The organism is Neglectibacter sp. CSJ-5 (assembly GCF_032490475.1).
GTDB lineage: Bacteria > Bacillota > Clostridia > Oscillospirales > Acutalibacteraceae > Hominenteromicrobium > Hominenteromicrobium mulieris.
On the sequence record NZ_JAVYJC010000015.1, the window covers coordinates 1 to 6,788 of the forward strand.

General features: G+C 37.9%; 4 protein-coding genes. All 4 read left to right on the forward strand.

The window, feature by feature from the left end:
- Nucleotides 1–74: 74 nt before the first annotated feature.
- The 4 genes from R2K26_RS15220 (at nt 75) to R2K26_RS15235 (ending at nt 6,674) form a co-directional block, all read left to right on the forward strand.
- On the forward strand, nt 75–1,067 hold the full coding sequence (locus tag R2K26_RS15220) for a DUF3644 domain-containing protein (RefSeq protein ID WP_396897267.1): 993 nt from the start codon (nt 75–77) through the stop codon (nt 1,065–1,067).
- Nucleotides 1,068–1,164: 97 nt separating this feature from the next.
- Nucleotides 1,165–3,924 (forward strand): DEAD/DEAH box helicase family protein, encoded by a 2,760-nt coding sequence (locus R2K26_RS15225; RefSeq protein ID WP_177645646.1) that lies wholly within the window; start codon nt 1,165–1,167, stop codon nt 3,922–3,924.
- Between the two features lie 3 nt (nt 3,925–3,927).
- On the forward strand, nt 3,928–5,355 hold the full coding sequence (locus R2K26_RS15230) for an N-6 DNA methylase (RefSeq protein WP_177645648.1): 1,428 nt from the start codon (nt 3,928–3,930) through the stop codon (nt 5,353–5,355).
- Entirely contained in the window at nt 5,355–6,674 is a 1,320-nt protein-coding gene (locus R2K26_RS15235; protein WP_316523385.1) for a restriction endonuclease subunit S, read from the forward strand. Before R2K26_RS15230 ends, R2K26_RS15235 begins: the two co-directional genes overlap by 1 nt.
- Nucleotides 6,675–6,788: the final 114 nt, after the last annotated feature.

Here is a 6,788-nt window from a genome sequence, read left to right on the forward strand (position 1 = left end):
CCTGCCTGGCGGCTTGAAGTTGTGCGCTCTCGCGAAGAAATGCGCCGGGAAGCCTATGGTTTCCTGCCTGATGGGTGATTCGACAGCGCTTGCCTCAGCAATTGTGCGGTGCTGCCCTAGATAAAAGCATTTCCGCAATGATTGCTGCAATCGAAGTATATAACAAACCCGATTTCTTGTACCGTGGTGAAACTTTTTCGATATTAGCAATTAATAGCTGGGAATTACTTCTTAAGGCTAAGCACCTTAAAGATAATCACAATAAAATGCGTTCGCTTTATGTTATGGAGCCTGTAATAAATAAAGATGGTAGCAAGTCCAAGAAAAAGAAGGTCAAACTAACTAGAAGCGGTAACCCATTTACGCATTCAATCGATTTTATAGCTAAGAAACTTATTGAAAAAGGCGAAATGGATCAAATCGTTTTTAATAATATAATGGCACTAATTGAGCTTCGTGATTCTGCTATACACTTTTATAATTACTCGCTTAAATTCAATGTTCGAATTCAGGAAATAGGAACCGCATCTTTGAAAAATTATGTGTCTTTATACAAAAAATGGTTTAACAAAGATTTATCAGAATTTAATTTCTATTTAATGCCGTTATCCTTTGTACAAGCACGAAAAGAATCGGATGTTTTGCTCTTGAATGCAGAGGAAAAGAACTTTTTCAAGTATGTGGATGAACTTGAAGAAAGCTCTTCATCGGATAGTGAATACAGCATAGCACTAAATATTGATGTTAAGTTTTCGAAATCCACATCAAAGGATGCAATTAAAGTTGCCCTCTCCAAAGACACAGATGCTATAAAGGTTACATTAACAGAAGAACAGTTAAAAGCCAAGTATCCTATGGATTATGGTGAACTTACCGCCAAATGTAAAGAACGTTATAGTAATTTCATACTAAACGGTGATTATCATGCAAATAGACGTTTATATGAAAGTGATGATAAGTGTGCCTACATAAGATATCTTGATCCCGACAAAAAGAAAAGCGGTAAAAAAGTATTTTATAGTGAGGCTATGCTTTCAAAGTTAGATAATCACTATACACGAAAATAGTATAAGGTCTTAGTCTAATAATACAACCCCTTAACTTCCGATAATTTTTATTATCAGGAAGTTGCAAACGACAAAGCGCTTATAGGAGGATAACACTATGTTACCTGAAGAAAAAGCAAGAGTTAAAATAGATAAACAACTAAATAATGCCGGATGGGATATTGTTGACAGAAAGGATTATCTGCCAAACTATGCTATGGCGGTAAAGGAAGCATTAATGCAGGGCGGAAAAGAAAGCGATTACTTGCTTTTTGTTGATAATAAAGCCATTGGGGTTGTTGAGGCAAAGAAGGAATCGGATAGTCTCGGCCCGAAAGTTGCCTCACAGGCTGAACACTATGCAAAAACTCCGCAGAATTGGTATGGTCTTTGGTTTCAGGGACTAATACCGCTTGTATATCTTGCAAACGGCAATAAGATATATTTCAAAAATATGCTTACTGACTCTGACGGAGATTATGTTGAACTTGGTGAAATGCATTCTCCAAAAAAGATGTTGCAGCTTATCGGCAAAAAATCGGAATACGGTGCTTTGCCGCGAATTGAGAAAAGGGGACTGCGTGACTGCCAGTATGATGCAGAAGTTAATTTAGAAAAATCTCTCAAGCAAGGCAAAAAGAAAGCCCTTGCAGTTCTCGCAACAGGCTCCGGTAAAACATATCTTGCTTGCCTTGCTTCATATCGTTTACTCAATTACACATCTACTAAAAGGGTCTTGTTCCTTGTTGACAGAAATAATCTTGCACGACAAACAGAAACAGAATTCAGCCTGTTTGACCGTACAGAAAATCAACAGCCTATGAGTTCTTTGTATCAAATCAACCGATTGAAAAACAAAGACGATATTGGCGGTGACATAGTAATTTCTACAATACAAAAACTGTTTGCTGTTTTGACCGGTCAAACAATTACTGATGATGACGAAGATAAGGAAGATGAAAAATTCTTTTCTTTCAAAGACACCGACAGTAATCAAACTGTTGTCTCTTTGGGCAATGATTTGAAATTGCCGCCTGATTATTTTCAGTTTATCATCATTGATGAGTGCCACCGCTCGATTTATGGCAAATGGCAATCTGTTTTGAACTATTTTAAGGGTGCAACAATTCTTGGTTTGACGGCAACACCTACACCGGAAGCTTATGCTTTTTTCAATGATAACATTATTGAAAAATATACTTATGACGATTCGGTTGTTGACGGCGTAAATGTTCCTGCTCGTGTTTATAGAATCAAAAGCAATATTACCGAACACGGCGGAACAATCAATACAGGTGACGAAGTAGTAGAAATTACCCGCAGCGGAAAAGAAATAGACTCTTATACAGCTACCGGAAGAATTGATTTTGCCCCGACTCAGTTAGACCGCTCGGTTATAGTTCCTGATCAAATGCGTAAAGTTTTAACTGCTTACAAAGATTCTATATACACTGATTTATTTCCGGATAGAGATGAAATATGGGAGTACATTCCTAAAACTTTGATTTTTGCCAAGGACGATAATCACGCAACAGAGATTGTAAATGTTGTAAAAGAAGTCTTTGCCGATAAGTTCAAAAACGGTGTGGCTCCGGATAAATTCGTACAAAAGATTACATACTCAGCCGGAGACTCAAACGCTCTGATTCGTGATTTGCGCACGGATAAAGAGTTTAGAATTGCGGTCACGGTAACGCTTGTCGCTACCGGAACAGATGTAAAACCGCTTGAAGTCGTACTGTTTATGAATGATGTAAAATCCGATGTTCTCTATACTCAGATGAAAGGCAGAGGCTGCCGTGTCATCAATGAAGATAAACTACGAGAAATTACACCGAATGCGAACACAAAAGAATGCTTCTACATTGTGGACGCTGTTGGTGTTACAGAACACGATAAAACTATTCCCAAACCAAAGGAACCGGGCGGAGAACAAAAACCTAAAGTGCCAACGCTTGAGCGGTTATTAGAATACTTATCACACGGCGAAGTGTCTGATGATAATCTTGCTTTATTGCGTGATTACTGCGCAAGCATAAATATGCGTTATGAAAATAATGTTTTGTTCGGCAGGCATCTGAATATTTTCATTTCCGATTACGGTTTTGCGCCAAAGACCCTTGCGTATCAAATCAACACAGCTTTGTCACAGGGAACCTTACCACCTTTTACAAGTGCATCTAATGATAACTCTGCAAGAAACAGTCTGATTTCTTGTTTGATGTTAAATCTTGATGCAAGAAAGAAACTGTTGGAACTTCACAGGGGTTATTATGCAATCGCACCGGGCGAAGATGAAATTATTGACAAAGGCTTTACAAAAGAAGCCGCAAAAAGCTTTATTGATTCCTTTGAAAAGTATCTGAATGATAATGCCGATAAAATTGAAGCGTTGCGTATCATTTATAATTCCGAAGACACGGTTATTACATACTCTATGTTGTCGGATTTACGGGACAAACTGCTTTCAGAAAACCGATTATTTACACCATATAATATTTGGAGCAATTATAAAATGCTTGATATGAACGGTGATGTTGAGGATTTGGATGTAAAGCAGAACATAAAAGCCTTAACGCACTTAATCCAGCTTGTCAGATATGCATATAAGAAAACAGATAATTTAAAGAGTTTACTGAAAGGTTATTCACAAAGATTTACACTCTATTGCGGTCAGGCACAGCGTCCTCTTTCTCCCGACCAACAAGAAATTATGAAAGCAATAGCTGATTACATAATCAATGAAGGCTCGATTAGTGTTACAGAACTTAACAGCATAGATACAGACCTTTGGAGAAAGGCTGTAAAAAGTTTCGGTATTCCGGCATTAACTGCCGAAATGATCGACTTATCAAAATTTATATTAAAGGCGGCTTAAATTATGGCAGGAAATCAAACAAAAAGCGAATCCACGCTTATTAAAAAGGTTGGCGACATTGCAAATGTAATGGCGGCAGCAGGTGTCGGATTCACAGACTATATTACACAGTTAACCTATATTCTTTTCTTGAAAATGGACGAAGAAAAAGAAGAAATGGGCTTATCGAGTTCAATTCCGGACGGATATAAATGGAAAGACCTTGTTGATTTAAACGGTACCGATTTGATTGACAAGTATGAAGAAATCCTGAAGGAACTTGCAAAAGAAGATGGGTTGATAGGTACTATTTTTACCAAGGCTTCAAATAAAATTGACAGCCCGGTAAAACTCGCAAAAATCATTGATATGGTTAAAGGTGAAAACTGGTATATGATGGAAGGCGACTTAAAAGGCGCCATCTATGAATCAATACTTGAAAAGAACGGACAGGACAAAAAGAGCGGTGCCGGACAATATTTCACCCCTCGTTCGCTCATTAAAGCCATGGTTGATGTAACTGACCCTAAAATTACTGAAACGGTTGCAGATCCGGCTTGCGGCACTGGCGGTTTTCTGCTTGCAGCCTATGACCATATGAAAGGTCAAAGTAAGGAAATCTCAAAGCAGAATTTCTTAAAGAATAATGCTTTCTTTGGTGCAGATAATACTCCGTTGGTTGTTACACTTGCGTCTATGAACCTATACTTGCACGATATAGGAACAAACAAAAGCCCTATAGTATGTCAGGACTCATTACTTGACACCTCAGACAGAATGTTTGATGTTATATTGGCGAATCCGCCTTTTGGTACAAGACCACAGGGCAGTGTTGAAGTGTATGCGAACAGACCTGAATTTGTAAAGACATCCGATAATCAGGTGAACTTCTTACAGCATATTATGTCCATTGTTAAAACAGGCGGCAGAGTCGCAGTTGTTTTGCCGGATAATGTCTTGACCGATGGAAACGCAACGGCAAAAGTAAGAGAAAAGCTTCTCAAAGAGTTCAATTTGCATACCATTCTCCGTTTGCCGACAGGCATTTTCTATGCACAGGGCGTTAAAACAAATGTCCTTTTCTTTGAAAAAGGAAAACCTACCGAAGATATATGGGTGTATGATTACCGTACCGGCATAAAACACACTTTGGTACAAAAACCGCTCACAAGAGAAAATCTTGATGATTTTGTTGATTGCTATTGCTCAGGTCATATGCAAGATAGAGTTCCGACTTATTCTGTTGATAATCCAAACGGACGCTGGAGAAAGTTCAGCAAAGAAGAAGTTTATGCCCGTGACCAGCTAAAACTTGATTTCAAATGGATTGTCAGCGAAGAAGACGATGACCGTACATTAGCTGAAATGATTGCACAAATCAAAGAAGAAGCGACAAGTATAGCCAGTGCTGTTGCCGAGCTTGAAAAACTTATCGGTGAGGTGGAGGAATAATGGATACCAAAGCATTAAGACAAAAAATCTTGGATTTGGCTATCCGTGGCAAGCTTGTACCTCAAGACCCGAATGACGAACCGGCTTCTGTTTTGTTGGAGCGTATTCGTGCCGAAAAGCAACAAATGGTTAAAGACGGAAAACTAAAAGCCAAAGACATAAAGAATGATACCGTCATCTTCAAAGGTGATGATAATTTACATTATGAGCAGTTCCAAGACGGAACAGTGAAATGTATCGAAGATGAGATACCGTTTGAGTTGCCTGATGGCTGGGCGTGGGCGAGATTAGGAGTAATCTGCCCCTACGGCGAGAACAAAGCTGTTTCTGCTGATTTAATAGACGAAACGGCTTGGATTTTGGATTTAGAAGATATAGAAAAAGAAACAGGAGTAATAAAAAAATATACGACAAAATCAGAACGAAATTCTGTAAGTAACAAATACTCTTTTTGCAAGGGACAGCTACTTTATAGTAAATTACGTCCTTATCTCAACAAAGTAGTAATAGCCACAAAGGATGGCTATTGCACTACTGAAATTTTACCTTTAACTTTCTACGGAAATATTTATTCACCATATATGCAATTATTTATAATGTCGCCGACATTTTTAACATATGTAAATATGATTTCTTATGGAGTTAAAATGCCTCGTCTTGGGACGAATGATGGCAAGAATGCAATAATAGCAATACCACCAATTAATGAACAAAAACGGATTCGAGATAAATTTGATATTGTTGCTCCGTTATTTGATAAAATCCAGAATAATTTGAATAACTTAAATAATGAAGTTACAGCTATAAAATCCAAGATTCTCGACCTCGCTATCCGAGGCAAACTTGTACCGCAAGACCCGAATGATGAGCCTGCTTCTGTTCTTCTTGAGCGTATCCGTGAGGAGAAAGAAGAACTGATTAAGCAAGGCAAAATCAAACGTGACAAGATGGAATCTGTCATCTTCAAAGGTGATGATAACTCTTATTATGAGAAGATAGGAGATTCTGTTGCCTGTATTGATGCTGAATTGCCGTTTGAAATACCTGATAATTGGTGTTGGGCAAGGCTAAATTGTATCTCAATTAACTATGACAGCTATCGAAAGCCTATAAATTCATACGATAGAAAAAATAGGGTTTTAGGGAAAAGTAAAGATGAATTATATCCATATTACGGTGCTACTGGTCAAATTGGCTTCATTGACGACTTTTTATTTAATGGGGAGTATATTCTTTTAGGAGAAGATGCGGCACCATTTTTAGATAAAAAAGCGCAAAAGGCATATATGATAAAGGGGAAATCTTGGGTTAATATGTAGTAGTCAAGAAAAGTAGACACGAAAAATATTTATTTTTGATTTGCTTTTTCAAAAGTAGACATGAGGAATATTTTTGCAGAAGTTGTTTTTTCAAAAGTGGACACGGACAATAAT